The 23,834-nt window shown below is 61.9% G+C and carries 19 protein-coding genes; 16 read left to right on the top strand and 3 right to left on the bottom strand.

Annotation, left to right across the window (positions count from 1 at the left end):
* Genes K225_RS0104960 through K225_RS0104915 form a run of 10 tightly spaced genes read left to right on the top strand, consistent with a single transcriptional unit; the run spans position 1 to position 11,624 of the window.
* Positions 1 to 1,944, top strand: a complete 1,944-nt coding sequence (locus K225_RS0104960) for an XrtA/PEP-CTERM system amidotransferase (protein ID WP_026435380.1) — start codon at positions 1 to 3, stop codon at positions 1,942 to 1,944.
* Entirely contained in the window at positions 1,941 to 3,131 is a 1,191-nt protein-coding gene (locus K225_RS20365; protein ID WP_051248687.1) for a TIGR03088 family PEP-CTERM/XrtA system glycosyltransferase, read from the top strand. The genes K225_RS0104960 and K225_RS20365 overlap by 4 nt, the downstream gene beginning before the upstream one ends.
* Positions 3,128 to 4,306: a glycosyltransferase family 4 protein gene (locus K225_RS0104950; RefSeq protein ID WP_026435379.1), complete on the top strand. Its 1,179-nt coding sequence runs from the start codon at positions 3,128 to 3,130 to the stop codon at positions 4,304 to 4,306. Before K225_RS20365 ends, K225_RS0104950 begins: the two co-directional genes overlap by 4 nt.
* The gene (locus K225_RS0104945; protein ID WP_026435378.1) at positions 4,303 to 5,484 is read left to right on the top strand and encodes a glycosyltransferase family 4 protein; all 1,182 of its coding nucleotides are present in this window, start codon (positions 4,303 to 4,305) and stop codon (positions 5,482 to 5,484) included. Before K225_RS0104950 ends, K225_RS0104945 begins: the two co-directional genes overlap by 4 nt.
* On the top strand, positions 5,471 to 7,090 hold the full coding sequence (locus tag K225_RS0104940; RefSeq protein ID WP_026435377.1) for a glycosyltransferase family 39 protein: 1,620 nt from the start codon (positions 5,471 to 5,473) through the stop codon (positions 7,088 to 7,090). The genes K225_RS0104945 and K225_RS0104940 overlap by 14 nt, the downstream gene beginning before the upstream one ends.
* Positions 7,091 to 7,112: 22 nt before the next feature.
* Entirely contained in the window at positions 7,113 to 7,244 is a 132-nt protein-coding gene (locus K225_RS22715; RefSeq protein WP_255346459.1) for a hypothetical protein, read from the top strand.
* Positions 7,245 to 7,274: 30 nt separating this feature from the next.
* A complete protein-coding gene (locus K225_RS0104930) occupies positions 7,275 to 8,606 on the top strand; it encodes a putative O-glycosylation ligase, exosortase A system-associated (protein ID WP_026435376.1) in 1,332 nt (443 codons plus the stop codon).
* Positions 8,603 to 9,565: a polysaccharide deacetylase family protein gene (locus K225_RS0104925; RefSeq protein ID WP_026435375.1), complete on the top strand. Its 963-nt coding sequence runs from the start codon at positions 8,603 to 8,605 to the stop codon at positions 9,563 to 9,565. Before K225_RS0104930 ends, K225_RS0104925 begins: the two co-directional genes overlap by 4 nt.
* On the top strand, positions 9,562 to 10,590 hold the full coding sequence (locus K225_RS0104920; RefSeq protein WP_026435374.1) for a polysaccharide deacetylase family protein: 1,029 nt from the start codon (positions 9,562 to 9,564) through the stop codon (positions 10,588 to 10,590). Before K225_RS0104925 ends, K225_RS0104920 begins: the two co-directional genes overlap by 4 nt.
* On the top strand, positions 10,587 to 11,624 hold the full coding sequence (locus K225_RS0104915; RefSeq protein ID WP_026435373.1) for a GNAT family N-acetyltransferase: 1,038 nt from the start codon (positions 10,587 to 10,589) through the stop codon (positions 11,622 to 11,624). Before K225_RS0104920 ends, K225_RS0104915 begins: the two co-directional genes overlap by 4 nt.
* Here the strand turns inward: K225_RS0104915 and K225_RS20360 are convergent, their stop codons facing one another.
* Both K225_RS20360 and K225_RS0104905 read right to left on the bottom strand, forming a co-directional pair.
* Positions 11,625 to 12,572, bottom strand: coding sequence for a glycosyltransferase family A protein (locus K225_RS20360; protein ID WP_051248712.1), 948 nt, complete (start codon positions 12,570 to 12,572; stop codon positions 11,625 to 11,627). It lies immediately after the preceding gene.
* 120 nt (positions 12,573 to 12,692) lie between these two features.
* Positions 12,693 to 14,144, bottom strand: a complete 1,452-nt coding sequence (locus K225_RS0104905; RefSeq protein WP_026435372.1) for an oligosaccharide flippase family protein — start codon at positions 14,142 to 14,144, stop codon at positions 12,693 to 12,695.
* 248 nt (positions 14,145 to 14,392) lie between these two features.
* Here K225_RS0104905 and K225_RS0104900 point away from each other — a divergent pair, with 248 nt between their 5' ends.
* Together K225_RS0104900 and K225_RS0104895 are read left to right on the top strand one after the other, a co-directional pair.
* On the top strand, positions 14,393 to 15,304 hold the full coding sequence (locus tag K225_RS0104900) for a hypothetical protein (RefSeq protein WP_155885226.1): 912 nt from the start codon (positions 14,393 to 14,395) through the stop codon (positions 15,302 to 15,304).
* Positions 15,305 to 15,334: 30 nt separating this feature from the next.
* Positions 15,335 to 16,555 carry a hypothetical protein gene (locus tag K225_RS0104895; RefSeq protein WP_026435370.1) on the top strand — a complete coding sequence of 407 codons (1,221 nt, stop codon included), beginning with the start codon at positions 15,335 to 15,337 and terminating at the stop codon, positions 16,553 to 16,555.
* 28 nt (positions 16,556 to 16,583) lie between these two features.
* Here the strand turns inward: K225_RS0104895 and K225_RS0104890 are convergent, their stop codons facing one another.
* Positions 16,584 to 18,782, bottom strand: a complete 2,199-nt coding sequence (locus K225_RS0104890; protein ID WP_238323190.1) for a hypothetical protein — start codon at positions 18,780 to 18,782, stop codon at positions 16,584 to 16,586.
* Between the two features lie 729 nt (positions 18,783 to 19,511).
* On the opposite strand from K225_RS0104890, the gene K225_RS0104880 reads away from it, so the two are divergent.
* The 4 genes from K225_RS0104880 to K225_RS20355 all read left to right on the top strand — a co-directional run bounded on the left by K225_RS0104880 (position 19,512) and on the right by K225_RS20355 (position 23,801).
* Positions 19,512 to 20,960, top strand: a complete 1,449-nt coding sequence (locus K225_RS0104880) for a UbiA family prenyltransferase (protein WP_026435368.1) — start codon at positions 19,512 to 19,514, stop codon at positions 20,958 to 20,960.
* On the top strand, positions 20,957 to 21,322 hold the full coding sequence (locus K225_RS0104875; RefSeq protein ID WP_026435367.1) for a membrane protein: 366 nt from the start codon (positions 20,957 to 20,959) through the stop codon (positions 21,320 to 21,322). Before K225_RS0104880 ends, K225_RS0104875 begins: the two co-directional genes overlap by 4 nt.
* Before the next feature lie 84 nt (positions 21,323 to 21,406).
* Positions 21,407 to 22,729, top strand: a complete 1,323-nt coding sequence (locus K225_RS0104870) for a UDP-glucose/GDP-mannose dehydrogenase family protein (RefSeq protein WP_026435366.1) — start codon at positions 21,407 to 21,409, stop codon at positions 22,727 to 22,729.
* A 22-nt stretch (positions 22,730 to 22,751) separates the two neighbouring features.
* The gene (locus tag K225_RS20355) at positions 22,752 to 23,801 is read left to right on the top strand and encodes a GNAT family N-acetyltransferase (RefSeq protein WP_238323189.1); all 1,050 of its coding nucleotides are present in this window, start codon (positions 22,752 to 22,754) and stop codon (positions 23,799 to 23,801) included.
* The last annotated feature ends 33 nt before the right edge of the window (positions 23,802 to 23,834 follow it).

Below are 23,834 nucleotides of genomic sequence, written 5' to 3'. Positions count from 1 at the left end.
ATGTGTGGCATTTCCGGTCTTTTCGATACCCAGGGTATGCGCGCCTTCTCGCGCGACCTGATCGCACGGATCAATGACGTCCAGTCCCATCGCGGGCCCGACGAAGACGACGTGCATCTGGAGCCCGGGCTGGCGCTGGGCCATCGGCGCCTGTCCGTCATCGACCTGGCCACAGGCAAGCAGCCCCTGTTCAATGAAAACGGCACCGTGGGCATCGTCTTCAACGGCGAGATCTACAACTACCGTGAACTGATGTCCGAGCTCAAGGCCCTGGGCTACCACTTCAGGACACGCAGCGACACCGAAGTGGTCGTGCACGCCTGGCAAGCCTGGGGCGAGGCCTGTCTGCACCGGCTGCGGGGCATGTTTGCTTTTGCCCTGTGGGATCGCAGCCAGCAAACCCTGTTTCTTGCGCGCGACCGCATGGGCGTCAAGCCCATGCACTACGCCTGGCTGCCCGATGGCAGTTTCATCTTCGGCTCTGAACTCAAGGTGCTGACCGCACACCCGGGCTTTGTGCGCGACATCGACCCGCTTGCGGTGGAAGACTATTTCTCGTTCGGCTATGTTCCGGATCCGCGCTGCATTTACCGCAACGCCCACAAGCTGCCAGCGGCCCATTCCCTCACGCTGCGCCGCGGCGCCTCTGCCCCCGCCCAGCCGGTGCCCTATTGGGACGTGCATTTCAGCAATGACAACCCCATCGGACTGATAGACGCACAAGCCGAGCTGCGCGAGCGGGTGAAGGAATCGGTGCGGCTGCGCATGATCGCCGATGTGCCTCTGGGGGCCTTTCTCTCCGGCGGGGTGGACTCCAGCGCCGTGGTGGCCACCATGGCCGGTCTTTCAGACACGCCGGTTCACACCTGTGCCATTGGCTTCGACGATCCGCGCTTCAACGAATCCGCCTTTGCCCAGCAGGTGGCGGACCGTTACCACACCGACCACAAGCTCGAAGTCGTCAGCAGTGACGACTTCGATCTCATCGACACGCTGGCAGGGCTCTACGACGAGCCTTTTGCCGACAGCTCGGCCATCCCCACTTACCGTGTCTGCCAGATGGCGCGCAAGCACGTCACCGTAGCGCTTTCCGGCGACGGTGGCGACGAGAGTCTGGGCGGCTACCGGCGCTACCGCATGCACCAGGGCGAGGAGGCCGTGCGCAACTGCCTGCCGCACGGTCTGCGCCGTTCGCTGTTTGGCGCACTGGGCCAGATGTACCCCAAGGCCGACTGGGCGCCGCGCCTGCTGCGCGCCAAGACCACCTTGCAGGCCTTGGCCATGGACACGGTGCAGGCCTACCAACACAGCATGTCGCACCTGCGGGCCGACCAGCGCCAGGCCCTGTTTTCGTCCGCATTCCAGCGCAGCCTGGGCGGTTACAGCGCGCTCGACGTGTTCCGCCGCTACGCCTTGCAGGCCCAGACCGACGATCCTCTGGCCCTGGTCCAGTACCTGGACTACAAAACCTGGCTGGTCGGCGACATCAACACCAAGGTGGACCGTGCCAGCATGGCGCATTCGCTCGAAGTGCGCGAGCCCTTGATGGACCACCCGCTCGTCGAATGGCTCGCCACGTTGCCCAGCGACCTGAAGATCCGGAACGGCGAGGGCAAATATGTGTTCAAGAAAGCCTTCGAGCCTTTGCTGCCGCACGACGTCCTGTACCGGCCCAAGATGGGGTTTTCGGTGCCATTGGCCAGTTGGCTGCGCGGCCCGCTGGCGCAACGCATGCAGGAGTCGGTGCTGAGCCCGCGCATGCTGGCATCGGGCTACTTCAATGCGGGCACGTTGCAGACCCTTATCCACCAACACCTGGGCGGGCATCACGACCATTCGACGGCCTTGTGGATGCTCATCATGTTTGATGCGTTTTTGCGGCAAGCGCTGGCGCCGGTCCGATCCGTCGCGCATGCAGCCACCGCCGACGTGGTCGCGGCATGAGCAGCACACCGCGCCGCCGGCGCATCGTTCATGTGGTGTACAGCTTCGGCGTGGGGGGGCTGGAAAACGTCATCGTTCAGCTGATCAACCGCCTGCCTGCGGACCGGTTTGAGCACGTGGTGCTGTCACTCACCACCATCGGTGATTTCAAGCGCCGCATCACCCAGCCCGGTGTGCGCTTCATTGAGCTGCGCAAGCCAACAGGCCACGCCGTGCCGCTCTATCCTCGCATCTACCGTCTGCTGCGTGAGCTCCAACCCGACGTGGTGCACACCTGCAACCTCGCCGCACTGGAGATCACTCCGCTGGCCTGGCTGGCCCGCGTGCCGCTGCGCATCCATGCCGAGCACGGCTGGGATGCGCACGACCCCCAGGGGCACAACATGCGCTATCAGCGCCTGCGCAGGCTGTACAAACCCTTCGTCAGCCATTACGTGGCGGTGTCGAAAGACCTGGATGAATACCTGGCACGGGCCATCCGCGTGCCCACCCGCCGCCGTTCGCTCATTGCCAATGGGGTGGATACCCAAACGTTTGCACCACCACACCATGGGGCGGCGCAATCCTTGCCCGGCTGCCCCTTTGCCACCGGCCAGCACTGGATGGTGGGTACGGTGGGACGGTTGCAAACCGTCAAAAACCAGCCCTTGCTGGCCCGCGCTTTCGTGAAACTGCTGGAGATCCACCCAGAAGCCAGATCACGCATGCGCCTGGTGGTGGTGGGGGCGGGGCCATTGCGGGCGGAAGTGGAGGCGGTGCTTGCTGAAGCCCATGTCCAGCATCTGGCGTGGCTGGCAGGCGCGCGGGATGATGTGGCCGACATCTTGCGCATGCTGGGCTGTTTTGTGCTGCCTTCCCAGGCCGAAGGAACGTCCTGCACGCTGCAGGAAGCCATGGCCAGCGGTTTGCCTGTGGTGGCGACAGCGGTGGGGGGGACCCCCGATGTGGTGGAAGACGGCGTTACCGGACTGCTTGTTCCTTCTGACGATGCCAACGCCATGGCGAACGCTCTGTGGAGTGTTTACACCAACTCGGCCAGAGCACGCTTATTTGGCCAGGCAGCACGTCGGCAGGCATTGAAAAAATGGGGCATTGATGCGATGGTGCATTCCTACCAGCGACTCTTTTCCGGTCAGCCCTTGGGGGAGCCGGTACCCAGCGCTCCGGGTTATTCCGCAGATTCATGAGAATCCTCTACCACCACCGCACCGCTTCGAAGGATGGACAAGCCGTCCACATCGAAGAAATGGTTGAAGCCCTGCGCAGCCAAGGGCACGAAGTGCGCGTGGTGGCGCCGGGGGCGTCCCAGGTCCCTGCGGATGTGTCAGCACATGGGGCTGGTCGCATGGGTCGCGACATGGATTGGGTGCATCGCCTCAAGGCCTTGCTGCCCAAGGCCGCCTACGAGGGGATGGAGCTGGCCTACAACCTGGTGGCCTATCGCAAGCTGATGGCCGCCGCGCGCGAATTTCAGCCGCACGTGATTTACGAGCGGTACAACCTGTTCCTGCTGGCAGGCCTGCTGGTCAAAAAGCGCTTGGGTATTCCGCTGCTGCTGGAGGTGAACTCTCCCCTGGTGCTGGAGCGCTCGCAGCACAGCGGAGGGCTGGCTCTGCGCCGACTTGCGCGCTGGGCCGAGGGCACTGCATGGCGCGGTGCAGATGCCGTGCTGCCTGTCACGCAGGTGCTGGGCGATCATGTGCGTGCGTATGGTGTGCCCGGCGATCGCATCCATGTGGTACCCAACGGCATCAATCGCGCACACTTCGCCGATGCGCCCACGCCCGATGTGGCCAAGGCCCGCCTGGGCCTGCAGGGCCGGGTGGTGTTGGGCTTCACCGGGTTTGTGCGCGACTGGCATGGCGTGGACCGCATCATCGACTGGATGGCATCGCCCCAGGCGCCGCAAGAAACGCATTTGCTGGTGGTTGGCGACGGGCCGGTGCGCGCGGAGCTGGAGGCGCAAGCAAAGCGACTGGGCCTGGCCGGGCGCGTGACTTTCACGGGCGTGATCCACCGCGAACAGCTGCCCGCCCATGTGGCCGCCTTCGACGTGGCGCTGCAACCCGCCGTCACGCCGTATGCCTCACCATTGAAGCTGATGGAATACCTGGTGCTGGGCAAGGCGGTGGTGGCACCTGCCACGCCGAATCTGCTGGAAGTGCTGACCGACAACGTCAACGCCCTCATGTTCGAACCAACCCGGCAGGGCGCACTGGAGGGCGCACTGACACGGCTGTGCACCGACGCACCGCTGCGGCAGCGTCTTGCACAAGGTGCCGCGGACACCATTGACCGGCTGGGCCTGACATGGGGCCGCAACGCACGGCGGGTCACCGCACTGGCGGAGGCTGGCGCATGAAAGTCTTGCTGTTCTCCACGCTCTACCCCAGCGCGGTGCGGCCCATCCATGGCATCTTTGTGGAAACGCGCCTGCGCGAACTGCTCCAGACCGGCGAAGTGCAGGCCAAGGTGGTGGCGCCGGTTCCGTGGTTCCCATTCAAGGCACAGCGCTTTGGCGAGTACGCCCAGTTCGCCGCCACGCCCCGCCAAGAGCAGCGCAACGGCGTGGAGGTGCACCACCCGCGCTACCTGCTGCTGCCCAAGGTGGGCATGAACCTCGCGCCTTACGCCATGGCCCTGGGGGCTTTGTCCACCATCCGCCGCCTGCAACGCCAGGGCTTTGACTTTGACCTCATCGACGCCCACTACTACTACCCCGACGGCGTGGCCGCAGGCCTGCTGGCCCGCTGGCTGGGCAAGCCTTTTGTGGTGACGGCGCGTGGCACCGACCTGAACCTCATTGCGCAATACCCGTTCCCGCGCAAGCGCATCCTGCAAACGGCCGGGCAGGCCAGCGCCTCGATTGGCGTATGCCAGGCGCTGATGGACACCCTGGGCGAACTGGGTGCGGACCGCGCCAAGCTGCACACCTTGCGCAATGGGGTGGACCTGGAGCGCTTCGTGCCCGAAGACCGTACCGAGGCCCGCCAGCGCCTGGGCCTGCCGATGGATGGGCGCTACCTGCTTTCGGTAGGTCACCTGATCGAGCGAAAAGGCCACCATGTGGCCATCGAGGCCCTGCTTCACCTGCCCGGGGTCACGCTGCTGATTGCCGGCGCTGGCCCGCAAGAGGGTGCGCTGAAGGCCCTGGCCCAGCGCCTGGGCGTGGCCGAGCGTGTGCGCTGGGCTGGCGTAGTGCCGCAAACCGAGCTGAAATGGTGGTACAGCGCGGCCGATGCGCTGGCGCTGTGCAGCAGCCGCGAGGGCTGGGCCAATGTGCTGCTGGAGGCCATGGCCTGCGGCACGCCGGTAATCGCCACCAACATCTGGGGCACGCCCGAGGTGGTGGGCAAGCCGGCGGCCGGCGTACTCATGGCCCGTCGCGATGCCCCGGCGCTGGCCGCAGCCTGGATGCAGCTGCATACCCAGCCGCCCACGCGGGTAGAAACCCGCGCCCACGCCCAGACTTTCTCGTGGGACGCTACCACGCAGGGCCAATTGCAGCTTTTCCGGCAGGTGGTCGATGCAGCGGTCTGAAACGCCATCCATCAACGCCCAGGAGCGCCTGCTGGCGTGGGCGCTGGTGCTGGTGTGCGTCGCGCTGCTGTTCGCGCAGGCACCTCACGGCGGCGACTTTTATTGGAGCGATTCTCCGCGCCACGCGCTCAACGGCGTGTTCGTCATGGACCTTGTCAAAGCCATGCCCTTCGACGATCCGGCTGGCTACGCCTATCGCTATTACGCCCAGTACCCGGCGCTCACCATTCTTTTCTACCCCCCGCTGTTCTATGCCATCAGCGCCCCGTTCTACGCGGTGCTCGGGGTGTCGCACGAAACGGCGCTGCTGGTGGTGGCACTGCACTATCTGGCGCTTGGCCTGGGCTGTTGGCGCCTGGCACGGTTCTGGCTGCCTGCGGCCCCATCGCTGGCGTTCGCTGCGCTCGTGCTCTGGCTGCCCGAGGTGGCCTTCTGGGGCCGGCAGGTGATGCTGGAGGTGCCCGCCTTCGCCTTTCTGGTGTGGAGCGCCGTGGCCGTGGTGGCCTACCTGCGTGGCGCGCCGCCCAGGTGGCTGTACCTTGGGGCTGCGCTGCTGGTGCTGGGCATGTACACCAAGATCAGTGTGGCCTACATGGGCGTGGTCTACGCTGCGCTCATCGCGCAGCGCGACGGTTGGGCCATGCTGCGCTACCGTCATCACTGGTGGGTGGCCGCCCTGGTATTGGTGGGCTTGCTGCCACTGGCTGTGCTCACCCTCAAGTTTGGCCAGGCAAATCTGCAGTCAGTCACCGGTGTGGCCGATGCGGTGGCCTCGCGCACCAGTTGGCAAGGCTGGGTGTGGTACCTGCAGCAGATCCCATTGCAGGCGGGGTGGCCGCTGACGGCGCTGGGCCTGGCCGGCGCCGTCATGGCCGCGTGGCGGCGCATGCCCGGCCTGGGGCTCTGGTGGTTGGGCTTCGGCGTGGGGTACCTGTTCTTCTCGTCCATCGACCTGAAGGAGGCCCGCCACAGTGTTTTCCTGCTGCCCTCTGTGGCCTTTTTTGCCGTGCTCCTGCTGCACACGCTGGTGCCACCCCGTGTGGGCCATGGGGCGGTGGCTGCACTGGCCGTGCTGGTATTGGCCACCGCCGGCCTGACTGTGTGGACGCGCCCCGTTTTCTATGTGCAGGGCTACGCCCAGGCAGCCGCCGAGGTGGCCCGGCTTGCTCCGCGCGACAGCACGGTCATGTTCTCAGGCTATCGCGACGGCTCGTTTGTATTCAACATGCGCGCACTGGAGGGCCGGCGCGACCTGCACGTCATGCGGGCCGACAAGCTGCTGCTGGGCGTGGCCGTGCGGCGGGAACTGGGCGTGGAGCAAAAGGGCCTGACCGAAGCCGAGATTGCCGAGGCCATCAACGCCAACGGCGTGCACTACGTGGTGATGCAGCCCGGCTTCTGGGCCGACCTGGAAGCCATGCAGCGCTTTGAGCGCGTGATGTCCAGCGACCAGTTTGAAGAGGTGGCGCGCATACCCACCCCGGCCAACCACAAGGCGCACGAGACAGAGTTGGTGATCTACCGGAACAAGGGGGCGGTGATGCCCCGCCGGCAGGGCACCGACATCGAACTGAAGATCATCAACCGGCGCATATCGGCCGACTGAGCGCAATATTGGGAGGCTGTTCGTGGAAGCATTTATTCTGGTGATAGACATGGGCGTCATGCTGTATCTGTGCTGGCGCCTGTTCAAGGGCGAGGACAAGGCCGACACCGACCTGGGTTTTTTGCGATTCGACCAGCACGACGGGCAGTGCTGAGCTACCCAATGCCTTCCATGGTGACGACACATGCGTGATCTGGCTTTTGCCCTGATGTTGCTGGCCGCGCTGCCGCTGGCGCTGGCGCGTCCGTTCAATGCCTACCTGCTTTGGGGGTGGACGGGCTTGCTCGCGCCCACCACTTACTTTTACGGCTGGATGGTGGGCAACCGGGTCAATTTTGTGTGCGCCTTGCTGACGCTGGTGTTGCTGGCGCTTGGGCGGGTGCCCTGGCGCGACTACCAGTTCAACAAGGTGACGTGGCTCTACTTGTGGCTGGCGGCCCATGCCACTCTGGCCTTTTTACTGGCCTACGCTGGCAATCCCTATAACGACCAGTACTTTGAGTTCCTCATCAAGGGCTTGCTGTTCTGCCTGGTCATGCCATTCTTCGTGCGTGAACGCGTGCATTTCCACGCCATCCTCATCGTCATTGCCTTGGGCCTGGGGGTTCACGGCGTGCTCAATGGCCTGAAAACGGTGGCGTCGGGCGGTGGGCACAACATGCTGGGTCCCGCAGGGACCATGCTGGCAGACCGCAACCATCTGTCCACCGCGCTCGCGCTGGTGTTGCCGGTTCTTTTTTACCTGCAGAGCTACACCGTCAATCGTCTCATCCGTCTGGGCTATCTGGGCGCATTCTGCGTGGTGGTGCTCGCCATTCTGGGTGGCGGGTCGCGCGCCGGCTTCATTGCGGTCTCGGTCGTCGGGTTGTGGCTCATCCTCACTTCCCGGCGCAAGGGCATGGCGCTGGTGCTGGTGGTTGGCGCTGTGCTGGCTTTCCTGGCATTTGCACCCGAAGACATCACCAGCCGCCTGTCCTCCATCAAAGAGGCTGACGAAGACAGCTCGTTCATGGGCCGCGTGATCGCCTGGAAGATCAGTTCTGCCATTGCCTTGGAGAACCCGATTTTTGGTGGCGGGTTTCATGCCGTCCAGGTGCAGGCGATCTGGGACCAATTCAAAATGTCCCCGGGCTTGCTCGGTTTTCTGAACCTGCCCGTCCCGGAGTTTTCCGCCAAGGCGGCCCACAGCATCTACTTTGAGGTAATGGGCGACATCGGCCTGGTGGGGTTGGGGCTCTTCCTGTTCATTTTGTTGCGCGCGTTCTGGAGCCGGCAGGCCATCAAACGGATGACGATCCAGCTTGGCGCACCGTACCAATGGGCGCGAGACATGGCCGATATGCTCATGCTGGCGGTGCTGGCCTACATGGTGGGCGGAGCCTCTGTCAGCCTGGGCTACCTGGAGGTCATCTACATGGTCGTGATGCTCATGGAACTGCTGCGTGTGCACGTGGCACGTGCACTGGCGGCGGTTGCGCGCGAGTCAACAGCTATTGGCCCAAGGGGGAAAGCGTGATCTCCCGACTTGTCCTGCAATCCTTGTCCAAAGACAAGCTATCGGTGTTCCTGTTTCACAAGGTGCCGCAACAATGCGACCCGCTGGTGCCGGCCGATGTGAGCATGGCGCGGTTTGAGCAGTTGCTGGACCAGACCTTCTCTAAACTGAATGTCCTGCCGCTGGAAGAAGCCATTGCCCGCCTTGTGGCGGGCACCTTGCCGCGCCGTGCCGCCTGCATCACTTTTGACGATGGCTACCCCGACTGGCTGGCGGGCGTTGCCCCGGCCCTGCGGCGGCGCAACCTGCACGCCACCTTCTTCATCACCTCGGGCCAGTTTGCTGGCGTACCGCTGTGGCACGAGCGCATCCTGGCGGCGGTGCGCCGCCTGCCCGGGCCCATGCTGGACATGGGCATTCCCTTCCTGCCGGCGCAGCCGGTGGCCAGCACGACCGACCGCCAGCGCCAGGTGCAGCGTCTGGAGCAAGAACTGAAGTACCTTACGCTCTATCGCCGCGAACAGATCCTGCAGCAACTGGAGGCCATGGCTGGCGTACAGGCCACCGCGGTGCCTGTGTTGACCGAGGTGCAACTGCGCGACCTGCACAGCCAGGGCTTTGGCATTGGCGCACACACCGCGTTGCATCCCATCCTTGACTATTGCAACCCTGCGGAGGTTGAGCGCGAAATTGGTGGCACCCGCGAGCGCCTTCAGGCCATCGTGCGCGGGCCGGTGAATGGTTTCGCCTATCCCAATGGCCGGCCCTTTGCAGACTTCTCGCGCCTGCATGTGGACGCGGTGAAACGCGCCGGCTACCGCTATGCCGTCACCACCCACTGGGGCGTGGCCGACGCCAGCACCTCGCCCTACCAGATTCCCCGTTTCACTCCTTGGGCCGAACGCGATTGGCATGTGACCTTTCAACTGGTGCGCAACCTGATGACAGAGCCGATGCAGGTGCCGGAGGTGGCCACATGAGCATTGCCAGCACCATCAAAGACACGGCTCGCACCGTGCTGTACCGCTCGGGCCTGCTGGGCGCATGGCACCGGCACCGCAACCAGCACGCGCTCACGGCGCTGATGTTTCACCGGGTGTTGCCGGCCGGCTCGCACGCCTTGGCGCAATCCGAGCGTGAATTCGCCTTCAGCCTGGAAGGCTTCGGGCGTACGCTCGACTTCGTGACCCGCCACTACAACGTGGTCAGCCTGGCCCAGGTGAAGGCGGCCATCGACGGCAAGGGGCAACTGCCCGCCTGCCCCATGCTCATCACCTTCGACGATGGCTGGCGCGACACCGTCGAATACGCCATGCCCGAGCTGAAGAAGCGCGGGCTGCCGGCCCTCTTGTTCCTGGCCACCGAAGTGCTTGATTTGAAGCAGCCTCGCTGGTGGCAAGACGCCGCCGTGGCCGTGCTGGCCAACCCGCAAACAGCACGCAAGCTGCTGCAAGCGCTGGGCATGCCGGCGGATGCATCCACCCAACCCGGCTACAGCCAGCAGGTGGCCGCCAAGCTGGCGGGCATGCCCGAGGCGCAGCGCCGCCAGTTGATCCAGCAGGCAGACCCCCGCGTGCTGCAAGAAATTGCCGATCGGCAAATGGTGAGCGCTGACGATCTGCGCCAATGGACCGACAACGGCTTTGACCTGGGAGGCCATGGCCATTCGCATTCACCCATCGCCTACGCCCGCGACCCACGGGTCGAGGTGTTTGATTGCAGAAGCCACCTGCGCGCCCTGGGCTTGGAAGACCTCTCGCTGTCTTATCCGCACGGCGTGAAGAACGACTCCTCTCGTGAGTTGTTGACAGAGGCTGGGTTTGAGGTGGTGTTCGACAGCAACCCCTGCCTAGCGAACGTGACCAACCTGCCTCAATTGCGCTTCGACGTGCCCCGCATCCACCTGCCGGAAAACGGCTGGACGACACGCAATGGGCGGATCGACTTTGCTCGCCTGGCCATGTTCTTGTTCTTCCGACCGGTACAGGGGCTTGTTCGCGCATGAGCCGCCACCAACTTCGCATTCAGCGTAAGCCCTTCGAGGCACTCACATCTGCCGAGCGCTCTGGCTGGGCTCAGTTGCTCAGCCAAAGCGCCACCTCGCGCTGGGCCTTCCTGTCGCCCACGTATGCCGAGGCAGTGCATGAAACGCTCGGGTCAGTGGACGTCCTGCTGTGTTGGCAGACCGATGAGCTGGTGGGCGTGATGCCCTTGCAACGAGTTGCTGGCTGGCTTGGGCGACTGGGCATGCGCGAACCTGTGGGCGGCCACATGACCGATTACTTCGGCTTGCTGGCGCGTCCAGACGTTACGCTTGATTGGGGCCAGCTTCTGCGGCAAGCCCGTGTGCCCTGTCTGTATTTCACCCACCTGGACGAGAGCCAGGCGATACATGGCCTAACTGGCGACAGCCCCAGAAAAGGGCTTCGCACGCGCATCCACCCCGATGGTGGCGCAGCTCATTGGGAATGGTTGCGTACCCAAGACAAAAAGCTGGTGAGCGACACCGAGCGACGCGAGCGCAAGCTGGTGGCCGAGCACGGCCCTATCCGGTTTGAGATGCAATCCAGCACGCCTGAACAAGACCTCGACTGCCTGGTGGCCTTGAAGAACTCTCAGTACAGGCGCACTGGCCATGACGGTGGTGCACTGCTTGACCCGGCGAATGCGCGCCTGCTGGCGCACCTCCTAAAAGCCGAATCCCCCAATTGCCAGCCCCTGCTCAGCGTGTTGCATTGCGGGGACCAATGGGCGGCCGGGCATTTCGGGCTGCAGTGCGGGCCGCTCTTGCACTACTGGTTTCCTGTGTACGACAACCGCTATTCGGCCTATTCACCCGGGCGAATCCTGTACCGCTATGTTCTGCAGGGGGCACGGGAAGAAGGCATTGCCTGTATTGACAGGGGAGAGGGCGACAGTACCGCTAAGCGGGACTTCGCGAATGAAGAGCATCACTTCTTCAAGGGCCTTGTGGCAACGGGGCTGCGTGGTCGAGCGCTGGATGCAAGCCAGCGTTTGCACTGGCGTTTGGCTAGCTGATCAGGCGCTTGGTTCTTTGGTGTACCCCGACCAAAACGACAAGGCGATGTAGGCGAGGCAACGGAGTGGGCGGTGTCCCTTTTTCAAGGCCTGCCAGAAAGCAGCCCTGGCAACCGTTCGGTCGCCATGCCAATAGTGCGAATAGGCGTGATCAAAATGAACACTGCCCAGGCGTTCATCAAATGCCTTGTGTGAAAGCCCAAGGCCACCCTGGGTGACCAAGCCCCAGCGCATCGACGCTGCCTTCAGTAAGTTGGCCAGATGGTTGTCTGGGGAGAGTCGATGCATGGCGCTGGCCGAGTGGATGCGGTAGAGCGCCACTGCTCCATCAAGCGAATGCATTTCGGCAACTCGCGAAGCCCGCAACCAGAAATCGTAATCCTCGCCTTGCCGCATGGATTCGTTGAACCCGCCAATGGCCTCATACACCGGGCGCCGCGCCACGGCAGTGTTCATGCCCACCAGCAGGCCATCGAGCAGCCGGGTGTACAGCCAGCCCGAGCGTTCTTCTTCGGCCTTGCTCAACTGGGATACGTCCTGGATCAGCGAGCTAGCCGGAGCAAACCCACCACCAGGCAAGGCGGGCCAGCGAATGAATTTGCCGAACACCACGCCCACGTCAGGGTGCGCATCAAAGTAGCGCACCTGTGCCTCCAGCTTGCCGGGGAACCACACGTCATCGGCATCCAGAAAAGCAATGAACTCTCCTCGTGACTGCGCCATGCCCACATTGCGTGCCCGCGAGACGCCGGTGCCGGTGAGGTGGGTCACCCGCACCCGTTCGTCTTGCTGGGCATAGCGGTCGTAGTCGTCGTCTGTGGAGCCGTCGTCAATGAGCAGCAACTCCAGGTCGGTGAACGACTGCTGCAGCACGCTGTCCAGTGCTTCCTGGATGTAGTCCTTGCCATTGCGCACAGGGATGACGACGGAGACTCGAGGCTGTTTCATTGTGGTGGCGTGGTGGGGCACCATCTTGTCAGGCGATGCACAAGTTTGTGTGACCGATCAACAGCCCGGCACAGCTGCTGGGCGGTGTGGGCTGTAGCGCGTGATTAGCAGGCCATGAACTCACGTGTTGCCTCGCGTGTGTTGCAGCACCGCGTGTTGCAGCCGCTTCAATTCCTCTGCCATGGGAAGAGACAAGAGGAAGCACCCGGCCAGGAAAGAGACAGAGGCCCCCAGGCCCACGATGGCGATGGCGGCCCAGGCTGGCGTGTGCACGGGCAGGGTCTCGCGAATGCCGAAGCACACCGCTCCCACCAGCGCGGTCTGCATGAGCAGCGGCAGCGTGCTCTTGGCCCAATCGGTCCACGGCAGGCTCAGGTGGCGCTGGTGAGTCCACAGCTGGTAGGGAAGGCTGAGCAGCTGCCCAAGTGCCATGGCCAGCGCAAAGGTGTTGAGGGTGCCATCCATCAGCCACAGCGCACACGTGACCTTGGCCACCACCAGCAAGGCGGTGGGGCCGATGGCGGCATAGGGCTTGCCTACCCCCGTGAGGGCGGGTGCGCTCAGTGTGAACAGGCTGCTTACCGCATAGGCCAGGCACAACCAGGGGATGGCAGGCACGGCGTCCAACCAGGCGTTGCCGTACAGGAAGCTCACGATGTCGTGTGCCAGCACCGCGATGGCTACCAAGGCCGGCAACATCAGGGCATTGATGAGAGAGGTGGCCCGCAGGTACTCCCCAGCCACCGGTCCATTGGCGTGATGAACCTTGGCCAGGTAGGGCAGGGCGAAGTAGTTCACGGTGGGCAGCAGGGCCGTGCTCACCATGTTCACGGTGGAGTTGGCCCGGCTGAACCAGCCCACATCGGCCGGTGTCATCTTGCGGCCCAGCAAGATATCGGGCAAGGCATTGTCAGCAGCCTTGAGCAGAGCAGTGAGCAGGTTGCCCAGGCCGAAGTGCACGATGGATTTGCTCTGCCCAAAGGCAGGCAGCCAGGGCAATGGCCGACCCAAGGCCCAACGCGCCATGGCGCCAGTGACGATGATGTTGATCAGGTTGGCCCAGGCCATGGTCATGGGGCCGAAGCCCGCCAGCGCCAGGCCGACTGATGAGGCAAAGAACACCACAGTGGTCACCGCGGTGATGCGCGCCGATTTTTCTACCGCCATCTCGCGCGACAAGATGGCCATGGGTATCGCACCAAAAGGAATGAACACAAAGCCCAGCGCCAGAACTTGCACCACGGGCACCACCCGTGCCTCGCGGAAGAACTCGGCCCAATAGGGGGCGCTCAAAAGCATGACGCCGGTAACGCTCCATGAGGTCACCAGCAGCACCCCCAGTGCATTGCGCAGGCCTTCGGGGGTGAGTTCCTTCTCGCGCTTGATGAAGGCGGTAACGCCAAAGTCGCGAAACACGTGCGCCACGGCCATGAGCACTGCGCTCATGGAGAAGATGCCAATGTCTTGCGGGCTGAGCAGGCGGGCCAGCACAATGGTCAGCACAAAGTTGGCCACCAGGGCCAGGTTGCTGACGAAAAATTGCAGGGCGACTTTTTGACGAACCGAGGACACGTTGGCAACTTCCAAAGACTCAGAGGACTGACTTGGTGGCGCTTCGCTCGCAAATCCTACAGATTTAGTCTTCACATGCATCTTTTCATGACTCGACCTGTTTTGTCCGGAAAATTCTCGCACTGTGCTTGCTTACTGGGTAAAGTTGCCTCCGTGTTCACGGTAGCCCAGTACTGACAGCCTCAAGAGACTCCCGCGAGGTGGACTTCGTCAAGGTTGTCCCCCAGTCACTTAGTGCGTCATACGCAATGGCCACTGTTACCCATTTGCGAGTGAAATGCGCAGATTCAACGTCAGGCAAGAAGATGGATAAACGGTCTATTGAATACCGACGAGGAATGGGCAACTGGGAGGCCTGGGGCGACGATGTCGAGTCAATTTTTCGTGCCGCCGAAAAATGGACGAAGGCATTGTCAGGGGTGCAACTCCCATGGCTCTGCTGGAATGTCGATTCGGATTGGTGTCTTTTGCAGCAACGGCTGGTCAAGAATGCCGGATGGACGCCGGTGGTCGGCTTCGACCCCAGGGTTGGGGTACCAGAGAACGTGGTGCCTGGAGCGGTGGTGGTGGACTTCAATGCTGGCCTGAACTTGCCTGTGCTGTACCCGCACTTTCCCCTGGAGTTCGCCTTTTTGTTCGTGGATCGCATCGCCTTTTGGCACTCAGACCTGCTGCTGCCTGAGCCCAAGATGCGCGAAATGGCCCAGTTGTTTGCCAGACTGCCCGATGGCACCACTGCTGCTGTCAGCACTGCAGGTTGGCGAGACCTCTTTTCTCTTAGCCATCGGCGTTTCTGGGAGTTGATCGGCTGCACCACGCGCTCGGCCAGTCGCGACCAGTACGAAAAGGGGTGTGGCTGGTGGTTGAATTTCCAGTCTCATCGAAATCGCTCGGTCAACTCCGGCGACCCGCAATTGCCGAACTACTACTGGGACCACGGAACCGGTATCTATTACTGGAAGCGGCGCCATGGCGGCAAGGTCTTGGCGTTGAAGGAGAAGGACTTCAGTGCCGGGCATTTCTCCCAGATCAAGTTTGAGGGGTACAAAAGGGTTTCACCAAACAATGAGTTTCGAGATTTGTCTAAAGATCTGAATGGCAACTTTGCCCTCACGAGTTGTGCTCAGAAGATTGGGGTGTCCCATCTGTTAAGTGAATAATGAATGTAACTTGGCTTGGAGGTGGGCGCTATGAGGAATTTAGAAAATTTTGGTTTGCTAGCGATATTGGTGGTGGCTGCAGTACTTAGAGTTCTTGCGGTACTTCTGTTTCCTCATCAGCCAGCCAGTGATGAGCTTGCCTATCTTGCAATGGCTGAGAATTATCTTGGCGGAAGAGGGTTGGTGGATTCTCTGGGTAATTTGGCCTTTTATAATGCAGGCTACCCTCTGTTTGTTCTTGTCCCAGTCGCGCATATATTTGATGAATTGGTCGTTGGGGCTCGCTATGCAAATGTGGTGCTAAGTCTTGGGTGTGTGGTTCTTTGTTATTTAATTGCGCGAGCGATTGGCTTGGGCGCTTGGGGGCGATTTTCGGCGGCAGTCATATATGCTGTGTATTTGCCGGCTGGAGTTTATTCTGTTTATATTGCCAAAGAGGGGTTGCTTGCATTTTTAATGCTATTGCTTGCATATTGCATCATCAATCTGTCTCGTCGGATTGGCATTTATTATTCTTTGTTGGCGGCCATTGTTATTGCTGGCATTGCTCTGGTGGGGAATGCTGGCTTGAGTGTCCTGGCTTCGTTGGTCGTGGGTGTTTGCTTGAGCAATTCGACGCCTATGCAGCGAGTGGCGGCGCTATTCATTATCGGTGCAGTGTCCATGGCCATGTTGGCTCCTTGGGTTCAAAGAAATCAGGAGATGGTTGGTTCTCCTGTTCTTAACACCAACGGTGGGTTTAATTTTTATCTGGGTAACAATCCGAATGCCACGGGATATTTCATGTCAGTGGCGGATACCCCAGTTGGCTCGGAGTGGGAAAAAATGAGGGCTGAACTTGGTGAGGTTGGAGCAAGTTCGGCTTTAAGGGTGATGGCGTTTGAGTGGATTGTGAAGAATCCGTTTGAATTTTTTGAACTTGCGCTCAAAAAGGCCGTGTATTTCTGGTGGCCCCCGCTTCATGATGGAGAAGGAAGTGGTGGGGGCATGGAGAAGATTGTCAGGACTCTCTGGCTCATTCAGTTCTTGGTTTTGATTGTCCTCGCAATTGGATCAATCTTTGTCGCTTGGCCGAGTGATAAAGATAAGCTGTTATTTTGGCTTATGTTAACGGCCTATACCGGAGTTCATATGGTGTTTTATGTGATCTACCGATACCGGGAGCCAATAATTCCATTGGTTGCTGTGTGTGCTGCGGTCTCGTTGGATTCCTTGGCTAGGCGTTACGTCCAAAATGGAGCAAGGGCATAAAAACCCCCTGTCGTATGACAGGGGTTTTTTATCTGGGTACGATTGCCCAAGTTGGATTGTTTTGGTAATCAGTATCTATGCTTGGAGTTTTTGACTTCCACAAGTCGTAGGCTTGGCGGGCATTTGCTATGCTGATCGAGGTCGTTGCTGCAAGCATCGCTCTTGCGTTAGATGCGTAGCCGCCTGCCCAGCTTGGATAGCCATCGTATTCAATTGGTGTAGCACAGTTGAAGCCGGGGAAGTTCAGTTGGGCGAGAGCGCTCCATCCAGAGACGAAATTGTTGTTCGCGTCCTTCAGGTTGATGTTATATGCCGCAGCTTTTGAGAGGCAGAAGCCCTGAGATTCGGCAAGAAATCTTCCTACTCCAAAATCGCTCATCCACTTTACAAGTTCGAGTGCTCTTGGTTCGCCGTTCTCTGCATGTAATGAAAGACTTATGGCCAGAAAATCGTTTTGCCAGGGAACCGTGATATTAAGGCCGTATGGACTGATTGGCGTATTCGTGGGCGGCACTTGCGTGCGATCAGGGTTGATCACCCAGTTTTGATAGAACCACTCAAGGTTATTGCTAAGACGCTGCTTGAAGTAGCCCTTCTGGAAATGTGAGTCTGGCAGGATTCGTGCTGCGTCCCCCAGTGCGCGCATGGTCCATGCGTGCGATCTGACCTGATCTTCCCAGAGGAGACCTTGACCGTAACTCCGATATCCGGGGCTCATTGCCGTCAAGTTCCAGGCTGCCCAAAAACTCAATTCGTCCAAATAAAAGGCATCGCCGGTGACGAGATAGGGAACATAGGCGAAAGACCCTTGGTGTGCAGTGTCAGCTTCCCATGTTGTGGACCCATTAACCACAGTTGGCAGAGCCGGCTGTGACGTTCCACGCAGAGTTGATACGTTGGGGTAACGGTCCAAATCTAGCGGGTGAGACGTGGCTTCATCGCGATAGTGAATTGGTACCCCCCCAGCAACATCGGCGTGGGCAAGCATCACCTCCTTCATTCGCTCATCTTGCGAAATCAAGTAGAAGGCCGTCCACTGAGGCACCGGCCCGATTTCCGGACGACCGCCCGTGGTCGGAAAATAGGCCGTCATCAGTAAGTTGGCCATCGGGCCAAGGCTGGCTTGATTGGCTTTCGCTTGGGTGTACTGCGAATAGAAGGAAGAAAGAACGGTCTCTGGAATGGTGAGATTAAGGTCGTAATTCCACACCGCCTTACTCGCCATGAAGTAAGGCATGTTGTGCCGCACCCGCGCCAGCGGTTCGGCAGACGCGCCGGTCCACAGCACCTTGTGCCACCGCGCGTGGTGGTAGTGGGTGAACTTGGGTTGGGTGTAGATCGTGCTGCCGTTGCGCTTGACGGCAAACGAATACGTGATATTGCCGGGGCTTTCCGTCCAGGTGCGGGTGTTCTCCATCACCACGTCGGTGCGGATGCGCTGGCCGCCGTCCAGCAGGCGGGTGTGCAGGCGGGCGGTCAGATGGGGGTGCTGGGTGCCGGTGGCCTTGTCTTTGAAGGGCAGGGCCACGGTGTACTCGCTGGCCACGGCGCCGGCCAGGCGGCGGTCGGTGTTGTTGGCGATTTGCGTGGCGAGCTGGGCTTGGGGTTGGGCCACCAGCGTGGCAGTCACATTGCCGTTGGCGTCATATACCTGGGCTTCGAGCTCCAGGTTCCAGTCGGGGGATGCCGGCACGCTGGGGGGGCTGCTGGTCTTGGCGCCCGAAAAGATGTTGATGATGCGCGCTTCGCCCGGCTGAACATTGCTCAACTGGGCGCTGAGCACGGCGAATCGGGCGGAGCCGTCGCGGTGCGACGAGATCTCGTCGGCCTGCAGGGGGATGGTCGCTCCGCCCACTTGGGCGACCAGTCCTTGCGCCGTGTGCAGCCAGTCGCCCGCTTTGAAGGGTTGACCAAAGGTGATTGGCAGGCTGGCCTGCGCCTGGGAGCTGGTGGAGGCCACTTCCACACAGGTGATGGCGCCTGCGGCACAGCTGAATGGGGCTTTGGCGATCAGTGTCGGAGCTGGCGGTAGGGCGGGAGCTGTCTCTGGATTCGTCACGGTGCCTGGGGTCGCAGCGGACTCGGACGCTTGCGCAGTCTCGACGCCGAGTGTGGCGCTATCGCTGCCGCCGCCGCAGGCTGACAAAGTGGTTAAGAGAAGCAGGCTGATAAACCCCTTGCGACCATCATTTCTGCTGGTATGTTGGAGGGTGGGTGGAGTGCTCATGTATCTCGGGCTATTCGATTGGGGTGACTTGGTGTGTGGGCTGGCGGCTCACACCGCTGCAGGGCAGGGCCAAGACATCCTGGTCCGCCGTGAGTGCATTGGGGGGTAAAAGTTGCCGCGCAACAAGCGTTTGTTGGCATGGATGGCGGCGAAAGACTGCGCCGAACTGCGGCAGACCCCGAATTGTCAGAGAGGGTGTTTCCCCAGAAGAAACTGGTTGTCACAGCCGGCGGCCTGGTCTGACAGCATTCAGGTTTCTTGGGCAAGCGGGTTCTGAGTGCCGGCCAATTCTCCGCATTCATGTGCAAGAGGGCGAAAACGTATAGCACAAAACCTAAGGTGCGTGCGATGGAAAATGCCCGGCTGTTGCACAAGCAAGCTCTGGGCGTCCACCGCAGCCTCTGCTGCCAAGCAGGGCTCCATGAGGGCATGCAGCAGGTATGCATCGCGCCATGTTCTGGAAACATTTGCAAACATGTTTCCTTCGAAATCGGCCGAACCAGGCGCGCTTTGGCCGCATGGCGACCCAGCGCCAGCGGTCCAAGGCGCCAACGATTGGTTGCGAATGGCTGATGGGGTTTGCTATGAATTAAAGAGCTATTGCCGCTTTTTCTTCGGGTGTTCGTGGCATTTTTCTGCTCCCGCAACGGGGTTGTGGCAGCCAAAAAGGACGTGGTACTGGCAGGGTTATCTGCTACAACGGGCCTCACTTCATGGAGGAGGGGGAGAGTGGTCCAGACATCGAACTTGCCTCTGGTCGTTGACCTGGACGGCACCCTGACGCCCACGGACACCTTGCTGGAGTCCTTGGTCCGGCTGCTCAAGCGTTCTCCGTGGAGCGTTTTGCGCTTGCCTTTGTGGCTGATGCGCGGCCGGGCAGGGTTCAAGGAAGCCATTGCGTCCCGCGTTACCCTCGACGCTGAAAACATTCCCTATTGCACACCGCTGCTGGAGTACCTGCGCGCAGAGAAATCCAGGGGGCGGGCAATCGTCCTGGCCACGGCGGCGCACCACACCACCGCACAGGGGGTGGCAAGGCACCTGGGGATTTTCGACAAGGTGCTTTCCACCGACGCTGCTAACAACCTGAAGGGCCCGGCGAAACTCCAGGCGATTCAGGCCCAAGTGGGTGAAGCATTCGTCTATGCCGGCGATTGCCGCGCCGATCTGCCGATCTGGAAGCAGGCCCAGGCGGCGATTCTGGTGGGGGTGGGGCACCGCACAGCGGCCCAGGTGCGGCGCGAAGTACCCATCGAGCGCGAGTACCCGAAGCCCGCCGGCGGCATGGCCGTGTGGCTGCGGGCCCTGCGGGTCCACCAGTGGATCAAGAACCTGTTGCTTTTCGTGCCGCTGCTCACCACCTTCGAATTCACCCACATCGACAAGCTGGCCAGCATGGTGCTGGCCTTTATGGCGTTTTCCCTCGCCGCATCCGCCACCTATATCGTCAACGACCTGTGGGATCTCGAAAGCGACCGCGCGCACCCCCGCAAACGCCTGCGTCCCTTTGCCAGCGGCGCGCTGCCGATTGTGCAGGGGCTGCTGGTAGCGGGCATCGCGCTGGTGTCGGCCCTTGGCCTGGCCAGCACCGTGTCGCAAGGATTTCTCGGGATGCTGGTGACGTATTTGGTCTTGACCAGCTTTTACAGCGGGGTGGTCAAGGAATACGTGTTGATGGACGTGCTCATGCTGTCGCTTCTGTACACCATTCGCATCCTGGCAGGCTCGGTGGCGATCGGTGCGATCACCAGTTCCTGGCTGCTGGCTTTTTCGGCATTCATATTTCTGAGCCTGGCCCTGGTCAAGCGCTGTGCGGAACTGGTGTCGCTGAAAGACGCCGGCGCGGGCGCGACCCGTGGGCGTGATTACCGGGTGAGCGATCTGGTGGTGCTGTGGCCGCTGGGTGTGGGCGCGGCGCTGTGTGCCGTGGTGGTGTTCGGCCTGTTCATCAGCGCGCCCGAGACCCAGGCGCGCTACGCCACCCCGCAAATGCTGTGGTTCGTGGCCATCGGGCTGGTGTACTGGATGGCACGCCTGTGGATCAAGACATCACGCGGTGAGATGCACGATGACCCGGTTGTCTATGCCCTCAAGAACCGTGGCAGCCGCCTGACGGTGCTGGCCATGATTGCTGCAGCCATGGCGGCGTATTTTTTCACTTGGGAGCTTTATCCATGAACACCTTTGCGATTGCCCTGCTGAGCGTCGCGCTGTCGGTGGCTGCGCAGTTCTTGCTGAAGGCGGGCATGTCGGACCCGGGGGTGCGGGATGCGATGGCGCCGCCGTATTCGCTGGTCCATCTGGCTTCGGTGATGACCAATAGATATGTGCTGGGGGGATTTGTGCTCTATGGCCTGGGGGCCGTCATCTGGTTGGGCGTGCTGTCGAAATGGGACGTCAGCAAGGCCTATCCGCTCGTCGGGCTGGGGTTCGCCTTCACGGTGGTGGTGGGGTTCATGCTGGGCGAGCAGGTTTCCCCGCTGCGCGCGGGCGGTGTCGCACTGATTTGTGCGGGGGTTTTTCTGGTGGCACAGTCGTGAAAATCCACCGGCCGCTGGATGTTGCCGCGTCGCTATGATGCCTTTTGGCATGCCAGCGCGGCACAGTTTTTTTAATGAGGCGTCATGAAAGTTACAGTCATCGGGACAGGGTATGTGGGGCTGGTCAGCGGGGCCTGTCTTGCCGAGGTGGGCAACGATGTGCTGTGCCTGGATCTCGACCGGGAGAAGATCCAGGTGCTGGAGGCGGGGGGGATTCCCATTTATGAACCCGGTTTGCAGGACATGGTGCAGCGCAATGTGGCGGCTGGCCGCTTGCACTTCACCACGGATGTGGCGCGTGCCGTGCAGCATGGCACCCTGCAGTTCATTGCGGTGGGTACGCCACCCGACGAAGATGGCTCGGCCGACATGCAATACGTGCTGGCTGCGGCGCGCAATATCGGCCGCCTCATGACCGACTACAAGGTGGTCGTGAACAAGAGCACGGTGCCTGTGGGCACGGCCGACAAGGTGCATGCCGCCATTGCCGACGAACTGCGCCAGCGGGGCGCGCAGACGCCTTATGCGGTGGTCTCCAACCCTGAGTTTCTCAAGGAAGGCGCGGCGGTCGAGGATTTCATGCGCCCGGACCGCATCATTGTCGGCGCCTCCGACGAGCAGGCCATTTTGCTCATGCGTGCGCTGTACGCGCCGTTTCAGCGCAATCGGGATCGCCTGGTCGTGACGGATGCCCGCAGTGCCGAGCTGACCAAATACGCCGCCAACGCCATGCTGGCCACGCGCATCAGCTTCATGAACGAGCTGGCCAATCTGGCCGAAAAGCTGGGTGCCGACATTGAAATGGTGCGCCAGGGCATGGGCTCAGACCCGCGCATCGGCTATCACTTCCTGTACCCGGGCTGCGGCTACGGCGGTTCGTGTTTTCCCAAGGACGTGAAAGCCCTGATCCAGACCGCGGCGGCCGATGCAGGCCTGCACCTGAAGGTGCTCACGGCGGTGGAAGACGCCAATGCCGCGCAAAAACATGTGCTGGGCCACAAGATCAAGCAGCGCCTGGGCGAAGACCTCTCGGGCCGGCATTTTGCGGTGTGGGGCCTGGCGTTCAAGCCCAACACCGACGACATGCGCGAAGCGCCCAGCCTGGAGCTGCTGGCCGACCTGCTGGCGGCTGGCGCCACCGTCACCGCCTACGACCCGGTGGCCATGCCCGAGGCACAGCGCGTGCTGGGGGACGAGCCGCGCATCCGCTATGCGCAGACGCCCAACGAGGCCCTGGAGGGGGCGGACGCGCTGGTCATCGTGACGGAATGGAAAGAGTTCCGCAGCCCTGACTTTGAACTGCTCAAGGCGCGGCTCAAGCAGCCGCTCATCGTGGATGGCCGCAACCTGTACGACCCCGCCTGGGTGCGCAGCCAGGGGGTCGACTACCTGGCCATCGGCCGCTGAACGAACAGGGCAGGGCGACGGCATGCCCGGCGACGTGTTCGAGACCGAGGCCTGGTTTGCCAATTTGTGGGCCCATGGTTTCGCGCGGGCACCCCACCGGCACTGGACCTGTTCGCTGCCTGTGCCCCCCGGGGCGGGGGGGGCACACCTGCACCTGATGCAGCAGGCGCCCGGCGAGCCGCTGGCTGCGCTGGGCAACTACTACAGCGGCCTCTATGGCCCCGTGGGCTCGGCGCAAGCGGTTGGCGAGCTTTCTGCACCGCAGTGGCTGGCGTTTGCAAAGGCATTGCAACAGCTGCCGGGCAGCGCCGTGCTGCGCCTGCAGCCGCTGGATGCCGACAGCGCGTGGCTGGCGGCGCTGCAGGGCGGGCTGCAAGCCGCCGGATACTGGACCGACCGGTTCTTTTGTTTCGGTAACCACTACCAAATCGTCCCGCAGGGCGGGTTTGCTGTGTATTGGCAGCAGCGGCCATCTGCGCTGCGCCACAGTGTGGAGCGGGGCCGGCGCCGGCTCGACCGTGCGGGAGCCTGGCGCATCGACATCCATACCGGGGCATCGACCGACTTGGACCGGGCATTGGCCGCGTACCAGGCGGTCTATGCCCAAAGCTGGAAGCAGCCGGAGCCTTGTCCCGGCTTCATGCCAGGGCTGGTGCGCACTGCGGCGCACGAAGGCTGGTTGCGGCTGGGCGTGTTGTGGCTGGGCGAGCAGCCCCTGGCCGCGCAGGTCTGGCTGGTGCATGGCGGCAAGGCCAATATCTACAAGCTGGCTTATGTGAAGGGACAAGACCGCTTGTCGCCCGGCTCGGTCCTCACGGCGGCACTGATGGCGCATGCCATGGACGTGGATGGTGTGCGGGAGGTCGACTATCTCAGCGGTGACGACGCCTACAAGCGCGACTGGATGGCCCAGCGCCGCGAGCGCGTGGGGCTGGTGGCGTTCGATCCGCGCAGTTTGCAAGGTTTATGGGCAGGTGGCCAGCATGTTGCGGGGGCGTGGATCAGGCGGATGGCCCAGCTGCTGCCTGTGGTGACCAAACAAGAGGACTTGCGGGCACCTCGCGAACCGTAAAAGGGAAGGATTCCGTTCCCGCCAAGAGGCTCA

It is taken from the genome of Acidovorax sp. JHL-9, assembly GCF_000426205.1.
Classification (GTDB): Bacteria; Pseudomonadota; Gammaproteobacteria; order Burkholderiales; family Burkholderiaceae_C; genus Acidovorax; species Acidovorax soli.
Note: the sequence above shows the minus strand (reverse complement) of the source record. Positions and strands in the feature narration are given on the sequence as shown.